Annotated in this window: 14 protein-coding genes and 1 pseudogene; 8 read left to right on the forward strand and 7 right to left on the reverse strand. The window is 67.2% G+C overall.

The annotated features are described in order from the left end of the window. Entirely contained in the window at positions 1–2,292 is a 2,292-nt protein-coding gene (locus PSR88_RS25795) for a serine/threonine-protein kinase (RefSeq protein WP_237723900.1), read from the forward strand. Here PSR88_RS25795 and PSR88_RS25800 read toward each other — a convergent pair whose 3' ends face one another. Then, positions 2,293–3,555: an Nramp family divalent metal transporter gene (locus PSR88_RS25800; protein ID WP_009478103.1), complete on the reverse strand. Its 1,263-nt coding sequence runs from the start codon at positions 3,553–3,555 to the stop codon at positions 2,293–2,295. It abuts the gene before it with no gap. A 165-nt stretch (positions 3,556–3,720) separates the two neighbouring features. On the opposite strand from PSR88_RS25800, the gene PSR88_RS25805 reads away from it, so the two are divergent. After that, positions 3,721–4,899 carry an acyl-CoA dehydrogenase family protein gene (locus PSR88_RS25805; protein ID WP_016881075.1) on the forward strand — a complete coding sequence of 393 codons (1,179 nt, stop codon included), beginning with the start codon at positions 3,721–3,723 and terminating at the stop codon, positions 4,897–4,899. Positions 4,900–4,945: 46 nt separating this feature from the next. On the opposite strand, the gene PSR88_RS25810 is transcribed toward PSR88_RS25805, so the two are convergent. From PSR88_RS25810 to PSR88_RS25820, 3 genes are all read right to left on the reverse strand, one after another. Then, entirely contained in the window at positions 4,946–6,247 is a 1,302-nt protein-coding gene (locus tag PSR88_RS25810) for a bifunctional o-acetylhomoserine/o-acetylserine sulfhydrylase (protein WP_009478105.1), read from the reverse strand. A 40-nt stretch (positions 6,248–6,287) separates the two neighbouring features. Beyond that, positions 6,288–6,815 carry an OsmC family protein gene (locus PSR88_RS25815; RefSeq protein ID WP_009478106.1) on the reverse strand — a complete coding sequence of 176 codons (528 nt, stop codon included), beginning with the start codon at positions 6,813–6,815 and terminating at the stop codon, positions 6,288–6,290. 230 nt (positions 6,816–7,045) lie between these two features. Continuing rightward, positions 7,046–8,455 carry a PLP-dependent aminotransferase family protein gene (locus PSR88_RS25820; RefSeq protein WP_016881077.1) on the reverse strand — a complete coding sequence of 470 codons (1,410 nt, stop codon included), beginning with the start codon at positions 8,453–8,455 and terminating at the stop codon, positions 7,046–7,048. A 49-nt stretch (positions 8,456–8,504) separates the two neighbouring features. On the opposite strand from PSR88_RS25820, the gene PSR88_RS25825 reads away from it, so the two are divergent. Further along, the gene (locus tag PSR88_RS25825; RefSeq protein WP_009478108.1) at positions 8,505–8,963 is read left to right on the forward strand and encodes a carboxymuconolactone decarboxylase family protein; all 459 of its coding nucleotides are present in this window, start codon (positions 8,505–8,507) and stop codon (positions 8,961–8,963) included. 46 nt (positions 8,964–9,009) lie between these two features. Here the strand turns inward: PSR88_RS25825 and hppD are convergent. After that, positions 9,010–10,215 (reverse strand): annotated as a pseudogene (hppD, locus tag PSR88_RS25830) (4-hydroxyphenylpyruvate dioxygenase). A 217-nt stretch (positions 10,216–10,432) separates the two neighbouring features. Between hppD and PSR88_RS25835 the strand changes: the two are divergent. Next, a complete protein-coding gene (locus tag PSR88_RS25835; protein WP_009478110.1) occupies positions 10,433–11,080 on the forward strand; it encodes an IclR family transcriptional regulator in 648 nt (215 codons plus the stop codon). Between the two features lie 5 nt (positions 11,081–11,085). Here PSR88_RS25835 and PSR88_RS25840 read toward each other — a convergent pair whose 3' ends face one another. Further along, positions 11,086–11,628 (reverse strand): gamma carbonic anhydrase family protein, encoded by a 543-nt coding sequence (locus tag PSR88_RS25840; RefSeq protein WP_192815088.1) that lies wholly within the window; start codon positions 11,626–11,628, stop codon positions 11,086–11,088. Positions 11,629–11,842: 214 nt separating this feature from the next. Here PSR88_RS25840 and PSR88_RS25845 point away from each other — a divergent pair, with 214 nt between their 5' ends. From PSR88_RS25845 to PSR88_RS25860, 4 genes are all read left to right on the forward strand, one after another. Further along, complete coding sequence (locus PSR88_RS25845; protein WP_016883850.1) at positions 11,843–13,060, forward strand: CaiB/BaiF CoA transferase family protein; 1,218 nt, start codon at positions 11,843–11,845, stop codon at positions 13,058–13,060. A 16-nt stretch (positions 13,061–13,076) separates the two neighbouring features. After that, a complete protein-coding gene (locus PSR88_RS25850; RefSeq protein WP_011597323.1) occupies positions 13,077–13,946 on the forward strand; it encodes a hydroxymethylglutaryl-CoA lyase in 870 nt (289 codons plus the stop codon). A 28-nt stretch (positions 13,947–13,974) separates the two neighbouring features. Then, complete coding sequence (locus PSR88_RS25855; protein WP_011597324.1) at positions 13,975–15,342, forward strand: SLC13 family permease; 1,368 nt, start codon at positions 13,975–13,977, stop codon at positions 15,340–15,342. Positions 15,343–15,562: 220 nt separating this feature from the next. Beyond that, positions 15,563–17,842, forward strand: coding sequence for a SulP family inorganic anion transporter (locus tag PSR88_RS25860; protein ID WP_016883849.1), 2,280 nt, complete (start codon positions 15,563–15,565; stop codon positions 17,840–17,842). Position 17,843: 1 nt separating this feature from the next. Here the strand turns inward: PSR88_RS25860 and PSR88_RS25865 are convergent, their stop codons facing one another. Then, positions 17,844–18,740 carry an AurF N-oxygenase family protein gene (locus PSR88_RS25865; RefSeq protein WP_005255915.1) on the reverse strand — a complete coding sequence of 299 codons (897 nt, stop codon included), beginning with the start codon at positions 18,738–18,740 and terminating at the stop codon, positions 17,844–17,846. Positions 18,741–18,803 lie beyond the last annotated feature (63 nt).

Genomic DNA, 18,803 nt, shown 5'->3' on the forward strand with positions numbered 1-18,803 from the left:
ATGGCTTTCATGCCCTCCCGGCGAGGTTCACCGGCCGCTTCCGAGCAGGCCTGGGTGTCGGACACGGCGGTCGGCGGCGCCGTCGCGCGCTTCGCGAGTGCCTGGGAGTCCTCGTCGTCCGCGCCCGATCTGGTCGCCTACCTGCCGGCGTCCCCCGCTCTCCGCCGGGTCACGCTCATCGAACTGGTCAAGGTCGACCTGGAGAACCGCTGGCTGCGCGGCGACCACCCGAAACGGCTCGCCCAATACTGTGAGGAGCTGCCCGAACTGCGGCGGTGGCCGCTGCCACCGGACCTGCTGTACGAGGAATTCCATATCCGGCGGCGCAGCGGGGAGTCGGTCGAGGCGAGCGAATACACGCAGAATTTTCCGGGTCAGGCCGGTCAGCTCGACGAACTGCTCGGCACCGGCGAGTACCAGAGCACCTCGCTCCACCACGGGGAGAAGGCCTTGACGGTGTCTGCGGGAAGCGCAGGCACCCTCGACGATCTCGAGGTGGGTCAGCGGATCGACGACTTCGACCTGATGACCGGTCTCGGCCGGGGCGAGTTCGCGCGGGTGTTCCTCGCCCGGCAGCGGTCGCTGCAGAGGCTGGTCGCGGTGAAGATCTCCCAGGATCACGGCACCGAGCCGCAGACCCTGGCCCAGTTCGACCACGACTACATCGTCCGGGTCTTCGATCAACGACTCCTCGCGGGCCGCGACCTGCGACTGCTGTACATGCAGTACGTGCCGGGGGGAACCCTGCTCGACGTGGTCGGGCGGGTCCGTGAGACTCCGCCGGACTCGCGCAGCGGCGCCGTGCTGCTGGACGCGATCGACCGGGCGCTGGTGGGCAGGGGCGAGATCCGGCCCAGCGAATCCGGCGTGCGTCAGGAGATCGCGACGCTGAGCTGGCCGGAGGCGGTGTCCTGGCTCGGCCGCCGGCTGGCGCAGGCGCTCGATTACGCCGGCAGGCACGGCGTCCTCCACCGCGACGTGAAACCGGCAAACGTGTTGCTGACGGCCGAGGGTGTCCCCAAGCTCGCCGACTTCAACATCAGTTTCAGCGGGAACATCGCGGGTGCGAGCCCGGTCGCGTACTTCGGCGGCTCGCTGGCCTACATGTCACCGGAACAGCTCGAGGCGATCCACCCGGACCGGCCGGGCACACCCGGCGATCTCGACACCCGCAGCGACCTGTACTCGCTCGCCGTCGTCCTGTGGGAGTTGCTGACCGGCAGAAGGCCTTTCGACGACAGTGACGCCGAGCTCCACTCCCATCCGCCCGGCGACCGCACCACCCTCGACGCGATGCTCGCGCGGCGGCGGGGGGACGCCGAACCGGCCGCCGACGAACTGCCCGCCGACTGCCCGAACGCGCTGCGGCGAGTGCTGCTGAAATCGCTGGCGCCGGAACCGAAGGATCGGTTCTCCTCCGGTGCCGAACTCGCCCAGCAACTCGACGTCTGCCTCGACGCGCACGCCCGCGATCTGGTCGATCCGCCGCCGGGGAGCTGGAACCTGCGGATGCGCCGGTGGACGCACCCGATCATGTTCCTGGCCATCGCAGTTCCCAATCTGCTGGCCATCCTCTACAGCTACCACCACAACACCACCCTGATCATCAGCAAGCTGCCGCCCGACGCGCAGGAGAGCTTCGAGCGAATCACCCGGATCGACTACACGATTGCATTCCTGATCGGGACCGTGGGCACGCTGTCGATGGTGCTCTACCTGACGGTGGTGGCCGGCGGTCTGCGCCGGGGGAGGGTGTACTCCGGCGCCCAACTCGCCCGCGCCCGCCGGGACACCCTGCTGCTCGGCCAGCGGTGTGCGCTGCTGTGTCTGGGGTTGTGGGTGGTCACCGGCATCATCGTGCCGATCACGCTGGAGGTGAGCGGCAGTGAGGTTCCGTGGAACACCGTCGTCCACTTCACCGCGTCACAACTGGTCTGCGGGGCGATCGCCGTGGTTTATCCGTTCTTCTTCGTGAACTTCTTCGCCGTGCGCTGCCTGTACCCGGTCTTTCTGCGGCACGGCGAGATCAGTGCCTCGGACGCCCGGATGCTGCGGCGGCTCGGGCGGCGCAGCACGTTCTTCCTCGCCGCGGCGGCCGCCGTGCCGTTGCTCGGAATCGCGGGGGCCACGTTCATTCCCCCGGAGGACCTGCCCCGGGTGATCGTCGCGCTCCGCGTCCTGTGCGTCGGCAGTGTCGTCGCGTTCGTCGGAGCCTACTGGATGTTCCGGATGCTGTCCGAGGACCTGCAGGCGCTGCATCGCGTCGTCTCCGGTGCGCCGCGACACGAGTGATCAGGCCGAGCCCGTGAACGTCAGCCACAGCAGCGACACGTTGAGCACGACGATCAGCGACGCCGCCACCCAGGCGGCGACCGTGGTGGCCGTCGCGTTGCGGTGGACGCCCATCAGGTCGTGGCTCGACGTCATCCGCACGAGTGGAATCACCGCGAACGGGATGCACAGGCTGAGCACCACCTGACTGAGGACGAGCGCGAACGTGGGATCCACGCCGACCGCCAGCACGACCAGTGCGGGAATCAGGGTGACCACCCGGCGTAGCAGCAGCGGGATGCGCATCGACAGCAGGCCGTACATGATCTCGGAGCCGGCGGCGCAGCCGATCGACGTGGACGCCAGGCCGGAAGCCAGCAGTCCGACGGCGAAGATGACGGCGACGGTGGGGCCGAGCGAACTCTGGATCGCGGCGTGCGCGCCGTCGATCGAATCGGTGCCGGGGATGCCGCGCAGGGCCGAGGCGGCGAGCAGCAGCATGCCGATGTTCACTGCGCCCGCCACGATCAGCGCACCGACCACGTCCCACTTCGTCACCCGTAGCAGCCGCGCGAGGCGTGGTCCTTCCAGGTCGTTCCCGTGCCGGTCGCGGGCGAGGGCGGAGTGCAGGTAGATCGCGTGCGGCATCACGGTGGCGCCGAGCATACTCGCGGCGAGCAGGACCGTCTCGGTGCCCTCGAAACGCGGCACGAGTCCGGCGAGCGCGTCCGTGCCCGACACGTCGGTGAACGCGAGCCCGGTGAGGAACCCGACGGTGATGATCGTCAGGAGTCCCATCACGACGAACTCGAACGTCCGCTGACCGCGGCGACTCTGGATCGACAGGATGCCCATCGATACGACGCCCGTGATCAGGCCTCCGGCGAAGAGGGGAACGCCGAACAGGAGATTGAGTGCGATCGCGCCGCCGATCACCTCGGCGAGGTCGGTGGCGACGGCCATCGCCTCCGCCTGCAGCCAGAACGCGCGACGGTTACCGGTCCTCAGGCGGGTCCCCAGCATTTCGGGCAGTGATTTGCCGGTGACCAGCCCGAGTTTCGCGGAGAGGTACTGCACCAGCACGGCCATGGCGTTGGCGAGCACGAGGACCCAGACGAGCAGGTACCCGTACTTCGCGCCCGCGGTGAGGTTGGCGGCCACGTTTCCGGGGTCGACGTACGCGATGGCCGCCACGAAGGCGGGCCCGAGGAGCGCGACCGTTCGGATACTGCCCTTGCGGGGCGTGCGGCGCGGGAGGAGAGGGCGGGGTGCCTCGATGCTCACGGAGCTCCTGGTCCTGGTCTGTCGATCTACCTGCTGATTCGTATCTCCGCACTATAGATTTAGGTATGGCGAACTTTCAAGCGTGGGGTGCGGATCGGCTCGGAAATGCCACCCCGGCGCTATATTGACTAGAACGTGTTCTACTCGCGGTGGAAGGGAGTCCCGATGGGTCGGGTTCTCGACAGAATCGAAGTCGTCGCCGAGGAGATTCGCGGGCAGGCGGTCCAGTCGGAGGCGGACTGCCGGCTCACCGACGCCGCCGCAGGCCTCCTGCGCGACTCCGGGGCGATCCGGTTGCTGCAGCCCAGGCTCTACGGCGGCTACGAGGTGCACCCCCGCGAGTTCGCCGAGACCGTCATGGGAGTCGCCGCACTCGACGGTGCGAGCGGATGGGTCACCGGGATCGTCGGCGTGCACCCGTGGGAACTGGCGTTCGCCGACCCGCAGGTGCAGGAGGAGATCTGGGGCGAGGACAACGACACGTGGATGGCGTCGCCGTATGCGCCCATGGGTGTCGCGACACCGGTCGACGGCGGGTACGTACTGAAGGGACGATGGTCGTTCTCGTCCGGAACCGACCACTGTCAGTGGGCCTTCCTCGGGGCGATGGTCGGCGACGGCGAGGGTGGCATCGCGATGCCGCCCTCGTCGCTGCACGTGATTCTGCCGCGCACCGACTATCAGATCGTCGAGGACACGTGGGACGTCATCGGCCTGCGCGGAACGGGAAGCAAGGACCTGATCGTCGACGGTGCATTCGTCCCGGGATACCGGACGTTGAACGCGGCGAAGGTGATGGACGGGCGTGCGCAGAAGGAGGCGGGCAGGCCGGAGCCGTTGTTCAACATGCCGTACTCCTGCATGTTCCCGCTCGGCATCACCGCCGCCGTCATCGGCATCACCGAGGGCGCGCTGGCCTGTCACATCGCGGTGCAGAAGGACCGCGTCGCCATCACGGGCCAGAAGATCAAGGAGGATCCCTACGTGCTCAGTGCGATAGGAGAATCCGCCGCCGAGATCAATGCGTCGCGGGTGTCCCTCATCGAGACCGCCGACCGGTTCTACGACAAGGTAGACGCGGGCAAGGAGATCACGTTCGAGGAGCGGGCGATCGGACGCCGCACCCAGATTGCCGCGGCCTGGCGTGCGGTGCGTGCCGCGGACGAGATCTTCGCGCGCGCCGGCGGTGGCGCGTTGCACTACAAGACTCCGATGCAACGGTTCTGGCGGGACGCGCACGCCGGCCTGGCCCACGCGGTTCACGTTCCCGGCCCCACCAACCACGCGAGCGCGCTCACCCAGCTCGGCGGCGAACCGCAGGGGATGATGCGCGCCATGATCTGAAAGCGCCGGGAGGCCGAGGCGCGCGCCTCGGCCTCCCGGCATCGGATCAGACTGCGGCTGCGGCGAATCCGGTCTCGAGGTCGGTGAGGATGTCGTCGATACCCTCGATGCCGACGGCCAGCCGGACCAGTCCGGGCGTCACACCGGCGGCGAGCTGCTCCTCCGGGGTGAGCTGCGAGTGCGTCGTGGACGCCGGGTGGATCACCAGCGAGCGCACGTCGCCGATGTTCGCGACGTGGCTGTGCAGGGTGAGCGCGTTGACGAACTTCTTGCCGGCATCGACACCGCCGGCCAGTTCGAATGTCACGATCGCACCCGGACCCTTCGGGGTGAGCTGCTGTGCGCGCTCGTGCCACTGCGAGGACGGCAGACCCGCGTAGGCCACGGATGTGACCTCCGGGCGGGCCTCGAGGAACTCGGCCACCTTCTGGGCGTTGGCGACGTGCCGCTCCACGCGCAGGCTGAGGGTCTCGATGCCCTGCGCGATGAGGAACGCGTTGAACGGGGCGACCGCGGAACCCAGGTCGCGCAGCAACTGAACGCGCGCCTTCAGCGCGTAGGCCGGGGCGCCGAGGTCCGCGAAGACGACACCGTGGTAGCTCGGGTCCGGGGTGGTGAAGTTGCCGTGGCGGCCCTGGGTCCAGTCGAACGTGCCGCCGTCGACGATGACACCGGCGATCGCCGTGCCGTGACCACCGAGGTACTTGGTGGCCGAGTGCACCACGATGTCGGCGCCGTGCTTCAGTGGCTGCAGCAGATACGGTGTGGCCACCGTGTTGTCGACGATCAGCGGGATTCCGTTGTCGTGGCCGACCTTCGAGATTCCCGCGATGTCCAGGATGTGATTCTTCGGGTTGGCGATCGTCTCACCGTAGAACGCCTTCGTGTTCGGGCGGACGGCGCTGCGCCACTGCTCGAGGTCGTCGGGGTCCTCGACGAACGAGACCTCGATGCCGAGCTTGGGCAACGTGTAGTGGAAGAGGTTGTAGGTGCCGCCGTACAGGTACGGGCTCGAGACGATGTGGTCGCCCACCTCCGCGAGGTTCAGCACCGCAAAGGTTTCCGCCGCCTGCCCGGAGGACAGCAGCAGGGCGGCGACGCCGCCTTCGAGGGCGGCGATGCGCTGCTCGACCGCGTCCTGGGTGGGGTTCATGATGCGGGTGTAGATGTTGCCCGGCTCGGCCAGACCGAACAGCGCGGCAGCGTGATCGGTGCTGTCGAACGTGTACGAGGTGGTCTGGTAGATCGGCAGCGCCCGCGCCTTGGTGGTCGCGTCGGACGTCTGCCCGGCGTGGATCTGCTTGGTCTCGAACGACCAGTTGACGGTGGGATCGATGCTCTCGGTCACGAGTGGTGTGCTCCAGATTCGGTGAGGTGGATGTGGTGAATCAGTTATCGCCGGTGAGTGTTTCGACCACGGTGTGGACCGGGGTCTGGTTTCGGGTCAGGTCGAGGACGGGGCAGTGCGCATCCACCGCCTCTTGCAGTTCGAGGTAGCGCTCCCGCGATTCCGGGCCGGTCAGCGTCACGACGACGCGCACTTCGCCGAACCCGGCACGGACGGCGTCGTCGAAGCCGAAGAACCCGCGCACGTCGAGGTCGCCCTCCGCGCGCGCCGAGATGTCGTCGACACGGACACCGAGCTTTTCGGCCCAGAAGCGGTACGTGACCACCTGGCAGGAGAGCAGCGACGCGAGGTAGTACTCCACGGGATTGGCCGCCGAATTGTCGCCGCCGAGCGCCGGCGGCTCGTCCACCTCGACGCTGTACTTGCCGAGCGTGACGGTGCTCGCGACGGCGTCGTGCGCCTGTGCGGAGGCGCGGAAGACGACGTGAGCGTTCGCGGAATCCTCGGACACGGCGTCGCGGGTGACGCCGATGACCGATGCGAGATGCGAAACGGATGCAGTGGTCATGACAGTACGAATCCTTAGAAAACGAGGGTGTGCAGGAAGAACCCGGCGTGAAACGTCACGCCGGGACGGGTCCGATCAGGAGATCGGACACCTCGAGGTACACACCAGTGCGAAATCGACATGGCGACGCCGCGTCAGCAGTTCACCTGAGTCGAGCACGCCGGATTCGGTCACGGATCAGACTGTAACCGCACGACACGCATTCCGACCAGTCCCATAGGAAATTCTGTTCACGGAGTGGGCAGCGCGCGGCACAGGGCGTCCAGAGTGGCCGAGAAACGCGCGGACGACGGCGTGCTGTAGCCGACGACGAGTCCGTCGGGCCGGTCCGAGGGACCGTCCGGATGACGGAACGTGCGCAGACCCTCCACTGCGAGACCGAGGGCTGCGGCCCGGTCGAGGGTGGCCGCCTCGGTCCCGTCGGGAAGTTCGAGTACGGCGTGCAGACCGGCCGCGATGCCGGTGACGTGCACGTGTGGTGCACGGGCGGCGAGGGTTTCGACGAGGCTGTCGCGGCGACGACGGTAGAGGGTGCGCATCCTGCGGACGTGCCGATCGAATGCGCCGCTCTCGATGAAGTCTGCCAGGGTGAGCTGGTCCGTCGAGCTGACCCATCTCTCGTATCCGCCCTTGACTGCCAGGACGCGGTCGATCAGGCGTTCCGGCAGCACCATCCAGCCCACGCGGATCGCGGGGGAGAGGGTCTTGCTCACCGTGCCCAGATAGGCCACCTCGTCCGGGGCCAGGCCCTGCAGGGCGCCGACGGGTTGGCGGTCGTACCGGAACTCCCCGTCGTAATCGTCCTCGATCACGATCGCCCCCGTCACACGTGCCCAGTCGACGAAAGCCGTTCTCCTGCTGGGATGGAGTGGCCCGCCGGTGGGGAATTGATGAGCCGGGGTGAGTAACGCCGCCGACAGTTGCCTGCCTGTCGCATCCGGGGTTTGCGCTCCGCGGTTGTCGAGGTGCAGGGGGACGGTGGAGACGCCGGCGTCGCCGAGAAGTTCGCGATGAAGATGCAGCCCGTACCCTTCGACGGCGATCGATCCCTTCACGGCGCGGGCGAGCAACCACAGTCCGTGCCCCGAGCTCGCACTGACCACGATGTGGTCGGGATCGGTGCGCACTCCTCGTGCACGAGAGAGGTATTCGGCGAGAGCGTGACGGAGCTCGGGACGTCCCCGCGGATCACCCGGTCCGAAGGCGTCGTTGGGTGCCGCGGTCAATGCGCGGCGGGCCGACGTCATCCAGGCCGTACGAGGAAACTCCCCGACGTCGGGAGAACCGGGCATCAGGCTCAACGCCGGTCGGGGCGTGGCCGCGGAGCGGGTGCGCGGACGCAGGGCAGGCTCGCCTGCCCGATCGGCGACCCGGGTGCCCGACCCCTGCCGGGCGGTGAGCCAGCCCTCGGCCACGAGTTCGGCGTACGCCTCGGCGACGGTGTTGCGGGCGATGCCGAGGTCGAGGGCCAGGGTGCGGGACGGCGGGAGAGTGGTGCCTGCGACGAGCCGTCCCGATCGAACCGACTCGCGCAGAGCGGAAACCAGGTTCGCGCGCACCCCCTGCGCCCGTCCGCCCCCGGACGCGGTGAGGTCGAGATGGAGGTCGCGGCCCAGACCCGAATTGGCCCAAGTTTCCATCACTGAATTGAACCATACAGATGGGCTATTCCGCGACTACTGTTCTCGTATGACCACAACAGAGCGCAAGACCCGAGTCGATCTCGCACGCAAGGCGCCCGCCGTCTACAAGGCCATGATCGCCCTGGACGCCGCGGCACGGCAGGGCCTCGACCCGGAGCTGGTCGAGTTGGTAGTCACCCGTTGCTCCCAGATCAATCACTGTGCCTGGTGCATCGACATGCACACCGCCGACGCCCGCAAGATCGGCATCAGCGAACAGAAGCTGTACCTGCTGAGCGCGTGGGAGGAGGCGCACGGGCTGTACACCGACAAGGAGCGTGCGGCGTTCGCGCTCGCCGAGGCGATCACCGTGCTGACCGACGGCTTCGTCCCCGACTCGGTGTACGAGGAGGCGGAGGAGTACTTCGAGGAGACGGAACTAGCGCAGCTCATCTCGCTGGTGCTCACGATCAACGCGTGGAATCGCATCGCCGTGAGCACGCGGAAGTCCCCGCGGGTGCGCTGATCTCAGGTACGGACCTGCCGCCTCGCGCCCACTGCACGCCGCCCGCTCAGAAGTTTCCGCGGGCGGCTTGTTCGCGTTCGATGGCCTCGAAGAGGGCTTTGAAGTTGCCGATGCCGAAGCCGAGGGAGCCGTGGCGTTCGATGAGTTCGAAGAACACGGTGGGCCGGTCGACGAGGGGTTTGGTGAAGATCTGCAGCAGGTAGCCGTCTTCGTCGCGGTCGACGAGGATGCCGCGTTTCTGCAGTTCGGCGATGGGGGCGCGGACGTTGCCGATCCGGGCCCGCAGTTCGGGGTCCTCGTAGTAGGAGTCGGGGGTGGCCAGGAACTCGACGCCCTCGGCGGTGAGCTGGTCGACGGCGGTGAGGATGTCATTGGTGGCCAGGGCCAGGTGCTGGGCGCCGGGGCCGCGGTAGAAGTCGAGGTATTCGTCGATCTGCGAGCGTTTCTTGGCGAGGGCGGGTTCGTTGAGGGGGAACTTGACCCGGTGGTTGCCGTTGGAGACGACCTTGCTCATCAGCGCGGAGTAGTCGGTGGCGATGTCCTCGCCGACGAACTCGGCCATGTTCGTAAAGCCCATGACCCGGTTGTAGAAGTCGACCCAGTGGTCCATCTTGCCGAGTTCGACGTTGCCGACGACGTGGTCGAGGGCCTGGAACAGGCGCTTGGGTGCCCCGTCCCGTTTGGTGTGGCCGGAGGTGCGGGCGGTGTAGCCGGGCAGTTAGGGGCCGGTGTAGTGGCTGCGGTCGACGAGGGTGTGGCGGGTGTCGCCGTAGGTGGCGATCGCGGCGAGGCGGACGGTGCCGTGGTCGTCGGTCACGTCGTGGGGTTCGTCGAGGACGGTGGCGCCCTGGGCGCGGGCGTGGGCGATGCACTTGTCGACGTCGGGGACGGCGAGGGCGATGTCGACGACGCCGTCGCCGTGGGTGCGGTGGTGGTCGATCAGGGGGCTGTCCGGGTTCACGGCGCCTTTGATGACGAAGCGGACGGCCCCGGATTCGAGGACGAAGCTGTGGTGGTCGCGGTTGCCGGTGGTGGGTCCGGAGTAGGCGACGAGGGTCATCCCGAACGCGGACTGGAAGTAGTGGGCGGTCTGGGTGGCGTTGCCGACCACCCAGACGACGGCGTCCCAGCCGCTGACCGGGAACGGGTCGCGGGTGCCGTCGTACTCGACGAGCCCGACCAACTGCTCGAGCTGGCCGAGGTCGAGACCTGCGAGGCGTTCCTTGTCGGTGAGAGTCTGCTCGATCGTCATGATGGTGCCTTTCCGTGCAAGGGTTTTCGGATACCGGGGATGTGCGTGCGACTGCGCACCGGGGGAGTGGCGAATGCCTGACACAGAGGTAACCGGGCCCCGATCCGGTCGTCAACCGACACCCGGACAACTAGCCGCATCGACGGATGCGGGCGGTCGCGCACCGGCTTTCCTATACAATCTGAATACTTCAATGGGGCAATAGAAATGGACTGCGATGGTTGCGCGGAGTGAGATCGGCGTCGGAGTGCTCGCCCGTGCGGTGGCGATCCTCGACGTCGTCGAGTCGAGCCCGATGGGCGCGAGCGACCTCGCCCGTGAACTCGACCTGTCCCTCTCGACCACGTACCGGCTGGCCACCGACATGGTCAAGCACGGCCTCCTGCGCAAGGATCAGGAAGGCCGTTTCTATCTGGGTCAGCGATTCGTCACCACGGCGTTGAGCGACCTCGCGATCCCGGCGCTGCGGGAATTGAGTGAAACGACAGGGGAATCCGCGCAGTTGTGGGTTCGCCGGGGCGAATCCCGTCTCTGCGCCGCGAGCGTCGATTCCCAGCACGAACTGCGGGTGGCACTGCCCGTCGGAACGTTGGTCCCGCTACCGCAGGGGTCGAGCGGCCACGTGTTGTCCGGAGACTGGGAGGCCGACCCCGAAGCCGTGAAATCGGGTTGGTGGGTGTCGGTTTCGGAACGGACACCGGGATCCGCGTCCATCAGTGCGCCGGTCCGCAGGCATGGCGAGATCGTGGCCGCCGTGTGCGTGTCGGGTCCCGAGGGGCGGATGGGGAAGAACCTGGGTGCGTCGATGGGCCGCGCAGTCGTCGCTGCCGCGCGGCAGATCGAGAAATCCGTTCCGGGCGACTGAGCCGCTCAGGCGATGTCGAACGTGGTGACGTCCGCCGATCGATGTTGCTGCGCCAGTTGACGGTAGACCGCGGCGTTGGCGGCGTTGTGGGCCACCTCGTCGTCGGTCAGTTCGCGACGCACCTTCGCTGGCACGCCTGCGACGAGTGAGCGCGGCGGAATTCGCGTGCCCTCGAGGACCAGTGCGCCGGCCGCGACCAGCGACTGCTCGCCGATCACGGCACCGTTGAGGACGGTGGCCCCCATGCCCACGAGGGCGCCGTCCCCCACGGTGCAGCCGTGCAGGACGGCGTTGTGCCCCACACTGACGTCCCTGCCGACGACGACGGGGAAGCCCGGGTCGACGTGAACGGCCACCCCGTCCTGGATGTTGCTGCCCTCGCCGAGGGTGATGGAATCGCAATCGGCACGCAGCACCGCGCCGTACCAGACGCTGGTCTCCGCGCCGAGCGTCGTGGCGCCGATCACCGCGGCCGTCGGCGCGACCCAGGTGCTCTTCTCCGCGCGCGGCGAACGTCCATCGATCGCAACGACGTGTGGTTCTCTCACCGTGTTCTCCTCCTGTCGAGCAGCGGATTCCTGCTGCATTGCGCAGCGTCCCGTCGTCCATTGTCGTGTGGTGCGGACTCCGGGCATTGCCAATTGTGACTGCTGCCACTACCGTCATTCTTATCAGACGGGAATCCAACTGCCAAATAATGAGAATTAGCAGGTTAGGAGCCCAGTCGTCATCCAGTTCAGATCGACGAGGGAGAACTCTCACATGCAGGTCCCAGAGAACGGCCCACTGCACGGCATCCGTGTGCTGGAACTCGGCAACTTCATCGCAGCCCCCATGGCGAGCCGCATCTTCGCCGACTTCGGCGCCGAGGTGGTCAAGATCGAGCGACCGGGCGTCGGCGACGAACTGCGGGGCTGGCGTCGCCGCCGTGGCGCGACGTCGATGATGTTCCGCACCATCGCGCGCAACAAACGGTCCGTCACCCTCGACCTCCGGACCGACGAGGGCCGCGCGATCATTCTCGGCCTCGCCGCGAAGTCGGATGTCGTCATCGAGAACTTCCGTCCCGGAACGCTCGAGCGGTGGGGAATCGGGCCCGGCCAGCTGACGGCCGCCAACCCCGACATCGTGCTGGTCCGGATCTCCGGCTACGGGCAGACGGGCCCGTACCGGGAGCGCACCGGATTCGGCGGCGTCGCCGAGGCCTTCGGCGGACTGCGGCACGTCACCGGCTACCCGGACCGTCAATCGGTCCGGGCGGCCGCCCCCATCGCCGACACGCTCGCCGGACTGCACGGTGCGATCGGCGCCCTGATGATGTTGCTGGCCAAGGCAAGGCAGGGTGATCACTCGACCCCGGGCGTCGCGGACGTGGCCCTGTACGAATCGGTGTTCATGGCGATGGAATCCCTCGTCCCCGACTACGACGCGTACGGCATGGTCCGCGAACGGACCGCGGGCAATCTGCCCGGCGTGGTGCCCAGCGGCGTCTATCCGTGCGACGGCGGCTCCGTCATGATCGCCGGCAACTCGAGTGGCGTGTTCGGCCGGTTGATGCAGGCCGTGGGGCGCGGCGATCTGGCCGACGATCCCGAACTCGCCGACGGGGATCAGCGATTCCGCCGGGAAGCCGAACTCGACGAGGCCATCTCGTCGTGGACGTCGGTGCGTCGCCCCCGCGACGTCGTCGCCGAACTCGGCGCCGCCGGTGTGCCCGTGGGCGAGGTGTACGACGCGGTGCAGATCGCCGACGACGAGCACTACAACGCCCGCGGCATGCTCCAGAGCCTGAAGGTGTCCGTCGACGGGGAACCCGAAGAGGTGCGCTTCCCCGGCGTGGTCCCGCAGCTCGACGGCGAACCCACGCAGATCCGCTGGGCCGGCCCCGAGCTGGGTGAGCACACCGACGAGATCCTCGGCGGATTGCTGAATCTGTCGGGTGATCAGCTCGACGACTACCGCGCCCGCAACGTCATCTGAATCGGAGGAAAGTGAAATGTCAGTCACCATAACGGATGTCGTGCTACGAGACGGACTGCAGGACGAGGATGTGGTCGTCTCCACCGACCACAAGATCGTCGTCGCGGACGCACTCGTCGCTGCCGGTGTGAAGCACATCGAAGCGGCATCGTTCGTCTCGCCCACGCGTGTCCCGCAGATGGCGGACGCCGACGACGTCATCGCCCGGCTGCCCCGCACCGACCCGTCGGTCACGTACAGCGCTCTGGCACTCAACCCGCGTGGAGTGCACCGTGCGATCGCGACCGGCATCGACGAGATCCAGGTCGTGACGTCTGCCAGTGCCGGGCACAGCACGGCCAACACGGGCCGGAACCCGGACGAGGCGCTGCACGGACTTGCCGAGGCATTGCAGAAGTACCCGGACCGGAGTTTCCTCGGAGGTGTGTCGACCGCGTTCGTCTGCCCGTTCGAGGGCATCATCGCCCCCGCCGCGCTGGTGCGGGTGGCGAGCGCGATGGCCGCGATGGGTGTGCGCCGGCTCGGGCTGGCCGACACGCTGGGGACGGCCACCACCGAGCAGGTGCTCGCATCGGCCGGGGCGGTACGCGACGCCCTCCCCGACGTCGAACTGAGCCTGCACCTCCACAACGCGCACGGTCAGGCCCTGAGCACCGTGATCGCCGCGCACCGGCAGCTCGGCATCACGCACTTCGACAGCGCCATCGGCGGGTACGGCGGCTGCCCGTTCGCGCCGGGCGCCCACGGCAACCTCGCCACCGAGGAACTGGTCGCGTACCTGCACGCGCACGACATCGACACGGGTATCGACCAGCAGGCCCTCGGCCTCGCCGTCGACACCGTGAAACACGCTCTGGCCCAAGCTCGGCCCCTCACCGCAGTGTGAACTGCGAACTCACCCCGAAAGGCCGACCATGGTCTACGCAATCTCCATCGTCGCTCTCATCGCGATCTTCACAGTTGCGACCCTCACCCCGATCAACATGGGCATCCTCGCGTTCGCCGGAGCGTTCGTCATCGGCGGGTGGGTGTCCGGGATCCCGGTCGAGGACATCATCGACGCCTTCCCCGGCAGCACGTTCATCATCGTCGGCGGCATCACGCTGCTGTTCGCCATAGCCAAGACGAACGGGACCATCGACCTCGTCATCGAGGCCTCCCTCCGACTCGTACGCGGCAGGCGGTGGGCGATCCTGTGGATGATGTTCCTGCTGTCCGGACTGCTGATGGCCCTCGGATCCGTCCTCGCGGTCGGGATGCTCGCCCCCATCGCGATGCCTCTCGCGGCCAAGAACAAGATCAACCCGTTCCTGATGGGCATGGTCATCAGTCACGGCGCCCTGGCCTGCGCGTTCTCGCCCATCAATCTCTACGGCGCATTCATCAACGGACTGATGGACTCGTCCGGCGTCGGAGCGAATCCCCTGGTCCTGTTCGCTCTGCCGTTCGTGCTCAACCTGGCCATCGCGATCGTGCTGTTCCTGATCTACGGCCTCGACCTGATCGGTCGCCGCACTCCGCGTCCCGTCGAGGAGACACCCGACGGCGGAGGATCAGGCGGTTTCTCACGTCGGCCGTCCGGTGGCGTGACTCCGGGCAACGGCCCGGGCGGGAACACCGCGACCCTCACCGATCGTGAGGTCATCGAGGAGGCGCTGATCCACGAAGGCGTGAAGCCGGTGAAGATGAACCGGTACCGGTTCGCGACGCTCGCCGGCATCGGCTTCCTCGTCGTCGGGTCGGTCGCGTTCGGAATCGACGTCGGCGTCAGCTCGATCTGCATCAGTGCGGTGCTGCTGCTGATGGCGCCCAAGTCGCACCCCAAGGTCATCGACAACGTGGCATGGCCGGCCGTGGTGCTCGTGTGCGGGATGCTCACCTACATGGCGGTCATGACGCAGAACGGCACGCTCGACTTCCTCGGCGATGCGGCGTCGGCTCTCGGATCGCCGTTGCTGACCGCGTTGATCCTCTGCTACGCGGTTGCGATCATCTCCGCGTTCGGATCGTCGATCGGTACCCTCGGCATCGCGTTGCCCCTCGCCGCGCCGATGCTCGCGATGGGAGAGGTGGGCGCCGTGGGATTCGTCGCGGCCCTGGCATTCTCCGCGACGGTGGTCGACGTCAGCCCGTTCTCGACGAACGGCGTGATGGTGCTCGCCAACGCACAGGTCGAGGACAAGGGTCGTTTCCAGCGCAAGATGCTCGCCTACTGCGGTCTGATCGTGCTGGCGGCCCCGATGTTCGTCTGGGCGCTGGTCGTCGTGCCCACGTCCGTGTAGGCCGGCCCGGCCGTGCCGGTCACCGTTTCCCGAGGTGACCGGCACGTCTCACGGTGCAAGGGTGGGCACGGTGAACTTTGTGTACTTTAAGCTTCATGTAATGGACTGTTGTCCAATAGTTTTCGATTCAACTGGTCGAAAAGCGCTGTCACAGTGACACATGCCACAAGATCCCGTCCGTTTCGGGCGTTTCGTCGTTCTCCGCCCGTAAGGTGTCGTCATGTCGATCCTCGAGAACGAGAAAGCACCCCCATCCGGTGCCCCCGCCCCCGGACCGACCCTCGGCGAAAGGTTGCGAGATAACGCGCGATACGACCTACCCGCGTCGCTCGTCGTCTTCCTCGTCGCACTACCACTGTCGCTCGGTATCGCGATCGCGTCCGACGCCCCGATCATGGCGGGGCTCATCGCGGCGATCGTCGGCGGTGTGGTGGCGGGTTCCATCGGAGGTTCACCGCTCCAGGTCAGTGGTCCCGCCGCCGGATTGACCGTGGTGGTAGCAGAATTGGTCGCCACGTTCGGCTGGAAGGCCACATGCGCGATCACCGTCGCGGCCGGATTCCTTCAAATCATCTTCGGACTCAGTAGAATTGCCCGTGCGGCCCTGGCCATCGCGCCGGTCGTCGTCCACGCCATGCTGGCGGGTATCGGAATCACGATCGCCCTCCAGCAGATTCACGTCCTACTCGGCGGTAGCTCGCACAGCTCGACCGTCGAGAACATCACTCAGCTCCCCGGCCAGCTGACGTCCGCCCGGTACAGTGACGTCCTCGTGGGATCGGTGGTCATCGCCGTCCTGCTGTTCTGGAAGAAGATCCCCGGCAAGCTGCAGGTGCTCCCCGGCCCGCTGGTCGCCGTCGTCGCCGCCACCGTTCTCTCCCTTGTCTTCCCACTCGACATCGATCGAATCACGTTGGACGGCTCCCTGTTCGACGCCGTGGCACTGCCTTCGATGCCGGAGGGCCCGTGGCTCGCAGTGGCCACCGGCGTACTCACGGTCGCGCTGATCGCGAGCGTCGAGAGCCTGCTGTCCGCGGTCGCCGTCGACAAGATGCACGGCGGCACGCGTTCGGAGTTCAATCGTGAACTCGTCGGTCAGGGCTCGGCCAACATGATTTCGGGTCTCATCGGCGGCCTGCCGGTCACCGGTGTGATCGTGCGCAGTTCCACCAACGTGTCCGCCGGGGCGCGCACCCGGGCGTCCGCCGTGCTGCACGGCGTGTGGATCCTCGTCTTCGCCGCGCTCCTCACCGGACTCGTCGAGCAGATCCCGATGGCAGCGCTGGCCGGCCTCCTCATCGTGATCGGCATCCAGCTCGTCAAGATGGCTCATCTGCGGACGGCCCGGCGCACCGGCGACCTGTGGGTGTACGGCGTGACCGTGGCCGGCGTGGTCTTCCTGAACCTGCTCGAGGGCGTGATCATCGGTCTCGCACTCGCGGTGGTCCTGCTGTTGTGGCGGGTCATCCACCCCAAGATGCGGGCCGAACCTGTCGGCTCCGAGGATTCCGGGCGGTGGCGCGTGACCGTCGAGGGGTCGTGCAGCTTCCTGTCCATGCCGGCGTTGACGGGGCTCCTCGCGAAGGTGCCCGAGGGTGCGCACGTCACCGTGGAACTGGCGGTCGACTTCCTCGACCACGCCATGTTCGAGGCGATCGACGACTGGAAGCGTCACCACGAGCGGAACGGCGGAACGGTCGTGATCGATGCGCTCGGCCCCGTCGACATGGACGCCGTCGGCGCGTCCCCGCCCCGGCGCGGCATTGGCGTGGTGAGCCCCCGCGGGTTCGCCCCGTGGAAGAGCTGGCAGCCGCGGCACAGCGACACCGCGGAATCCACCACCACACCGGCGGCGCTCCGACCGGTCCTCGCAGGAGTGTCGGAGTACCACCGACGGAACGCGGCTCAACTGCAACCGCACCTCGACGAACTGCGGGACGGGCAGCGCCCCGACTCGCTATTCCTCACCTGCTCCGATTCACGCATCGTGCCGAACGTCATCACCAGCAGCGGTCCGGGAGACCTGTTCACGGTGCGCAACGTGGGCAACCTCGTCCCGACCGGGAGGCAGGACGTCTCCGTCGAGGCCGGACTGGCCTTCGCCCTCGACGAACTCGAGGTCAGCTCGGTGATCGTGTGCGGCCACTCCGGCTGTGGCGCGATGAAGGCCGTGCTCGCAAATGCGCAGCCCGAGAACGACGGATCCGATCGCGACGCCGTCGAACAGTGGCTGACGTTCGCGCAGCCGAGCCGGAACGCGTTCCTCAGCGGTCATCCGGTGGCGCGGGCAGCGGCCGAACTCGGATTCGACGAGGTCGACCAGCTGGGCATGGTGAACGTGGCGGTCCAGGTGCAAACCCTCGGGCGCCATCCCCTCGTCGGCGCGGCGGCGGCCGAGGGCCGAGTACGCGTCGCGGGAATGTTCTTCGACATTCCGTCCGCGCGCGTCCTCGAGATCACCTCGACCGGTGTGTCCTACCTGGACCACGTCCCCACATGATTCAGAGGAGATGGACCCTCTTGTAGAGGCGCTTGGACGGGCCGCCGACGAGGCCGACGCCATCGAGGAACTGCATCAACTTGGAACCGGACGTACGAACGGTGTCCTTGTAGTGCTGGTTGTTCTTGGCCTCGGCGGCGGCCCGCTCCGGGTCGAGTCCGGCGTTCGCATACACGTCCTTGCGGATCATGCTCTTCATCACGAAATACACGACCACCGCGGTGTTGAGGCGCTCGAACTGCAGTCGTGCCCAGCTGGCACCCTCGATGCGGCGTCCGACCTCCTCGCGGGCGAAGCGGATGTGGCGGGCCTCCTCGAGGACGTGGATCTTGCTCACCGTTCGGGTGACGGGCTGCACGCGCTCGTCCTTCATGAAGTCGCGCTGCATCATGTCGAGGATCTCCTCGGCGGCCATCACACTGGCGTACGCGTTGGCGCCCCGGAAGAAGCCGCCCCAGATGCGTCCGAGCTTGTGGATCGCGGGGTGCGGGCCGTAGCTCGGCATGTTGAGGCGTTCACCGGCGCGGGCGAACATCACCGAGTGGCGGCATTCGTCGGCCACCTCGGTGAGCGCGAACTGGACGTGGCGCGAGTGCTTGTCGCGGCCGTACACGTCACGCAGCAGCATCTGCATGAGCAGGATCTCGAACCACAGCCCGACGCTGGAGACGCTGGCGGCCTCGTGCTTGGTGAGTTCGATCTTCTGCTCTTCGGTCATCTCGTCCCACAGGGCGGTGCCGTAGAGCGTGCTCCACTCGGGGGTGAGACCGAACTTGTCGTCGGGGATCGGTGCTTCCCAGTCGACCTCGACCATCGGGTCGTAGGACTTGCGTGCCGACGACGCCAGCAAGCGCTGGGCGGTCTCTTCGCGGTCGGAGACGACGATCGATGCGGTCATCACTACCCCTTGATCTGTGACTAGGCGGTCAACTATCTGTGACATTCAGTAACTGATACTGAA

The sequence above is a fragment of the Rhodococcus sp. DK176 genome (assembly GCF_038447315.2).
Taxonomy (GTDB): Bacteria; Actinomycetota; Actinomycetes; order Mycobacteriales; family Mycobacteriaceae; genus Rhodococcus_F; species Rhodococcus_F jostii_A.